Source organism: Mitsuaria sp. RG (genome assembly GCF_028369275.1).
GTDB classification, from domain to species: Bacteria; Pseudomonadota; Gammaproteobacteria; order Pseudomonadales; family Pseudomonadaceae; genus Aquipseudomonas; species Aquipseudomonas peradeniyensis.
Genome location: NZ_JAQMYQ010000104.1, coordinates 1 through 1,669, shown reverse-complemented (window position 1 = coordinate 1,669; position 1,669 = coordinate 1). Strand labels below are relative to the sequence as shown.

The 1,669-nt window shown below is 56.0% G+C and carries 1 protein-coding gene; it reads right to left on the bottom strand.

The features are described from left to right. Positions 1 to 38: 38 nt before the first annotated feature. Positions 39 to 1,594, bottom strand: a protein-coding gene (locus POF53_RS25855) for an IS3 family transposase (protein WP_442964163.1) whose coding sequence is annotated in 2 segments (ribosomal slippage) — positions 39 to 1,138 and positions 1,138 to 1,594 — 1,557 coding nt in all. Because the reading frame shifts where the segments join, the coding sequence is not laid out codon by codon here. Positions 1,595 to 1,669 lie beyond the last annotated feature (75 nt).

Sequence of the window (1,669 nt, the reverse complement as noted above, 5' to 3'; positions counted from 1 at the left end):
CGGCGTTTTTCAAGGTAGTTGTCGCGTCACCCTTCCAGCTATGCGGCTTGCTTCGTGTGCTGTTGATCCCGATCAGGGTTCAACAGCACCGTACCAATTGGCTCCCAGTTACGAGTGCGTCCTGACCATCGCTCTGGATTCCTGCTTCGAGCTTGTTCATACAGCTCATGGCGCCGGGCAAGGATTTGCCTATCCTGCCCCCGATGCCGCTCTGCCGGTGTGACGAAGCGGATCCGGCTGTGTCGGTGTTCGTGGTTGTACCAACGAATAAAATCACGCACCCAGCATCTTGCAGCATCCAAGGTCTCGAATCCCTTGGTCGGCCATTGCGGGCAGTACTTCAGCGTTCTGAAAAGAGCCTCTGAATACGGATTATCATTGCTGACGCGCGGTCTGCCCCTCGATGGCGTAATGCCCAGCTCATACATCTTGCTCAGCAAAGTGGCTGACTTCATCGGCGTGCCGTTGTCTGAATGCAGTACCAAGGGTTCCCTTAGGCATTGCTCGCTGATCACACTTCTTTGCAACAAAACTGCGGCCTTCGCGCCGTCCTCGTCCTCATGCACTTCCCAGCCAACGCTTTTACGGCTGTAAATATCCTCGATCAGATACAGGTAGTAGTACTTTCCACGCACCGAAGACGGTAAGTACGTGATGTCCCACGACCACACACGATTCGGTGCATGGGCCGCATGCGTTGTCGGCTCGGTATTGCGTCCAGGGCGCTGAGCGCGTCCTCGGTGCTGCCTCTGTCCGGTAGCTCGAAGCACCCGATAGAACGTTGACTCCGAACCTACGTAGATCTGCTTGTCGGCCAACCTCGGTACGATCTGACTGGGCGGCAAGTGAGCATACTCAGCGCTATTGCACAGATTGAGAATCACTTTTCGTTCATGCTCGTTCAGCGCATTGGCCGGGCTCATGCGAACTGTAGTAGTGCGTGCATCCGCTCGCACCTCTTCGGTTTGCGTCCAGCGCTGCAACGTTCTGAGCGTCAATCCAACTTCCCGGCACGCCATCGATTTTCGAGCACCGGCATTGATCGCCTCTGTCAGCCATGCCACTAGCAGTTGCCGTTCCGGCAGAGCAGTCAATTGTCCTCGTCTTCGACTCCCCAGTAATCGTTGAGCTTTTTTCGCAGCACCAGTAACGCAGCTGTTTCAGCCAGCGCCTTGTCTTTGCGGCGCAGTTCGCGCTCAAGTTCTTTGATGCGTTTCTGGTCCTGCCGGGCTTGTTCCCGATCAATCTTGGGTTGTGCTTGTTGAGGCGTCATTCCGCTCAGAAACGCCTGCCGCCACGCGGTAATCTGCTCGGGGTACAAGCCTTTACGACGGCAGTATTCGCCCAGCTCAATTTCGGACAAGCTGGCACACTCGGTAACTGCAGCGAATTTCATTTCCACCGACCAACTCTCGGTCGGGTGTTTGGGGTCGGTTACCACTACGGATCCTTTGGCACTGGCTTGCTTACGCCAGGTGTACAGAGACATTTCAGTAACGCCCTCGCGCCTGGCGACCTCGGCCATCGTCAGATTGAGTGGAGGGAGCAACATCTTGAGCAGTTCGGCTTTGCGCTCAGAGGAATAGTACGGCACAACGGCTCTCTTTCCGCCCCCGAGATCTGGTTTCAGGTAAATCTGGCGAGGCGACAACTATCCTGACACCGGGGG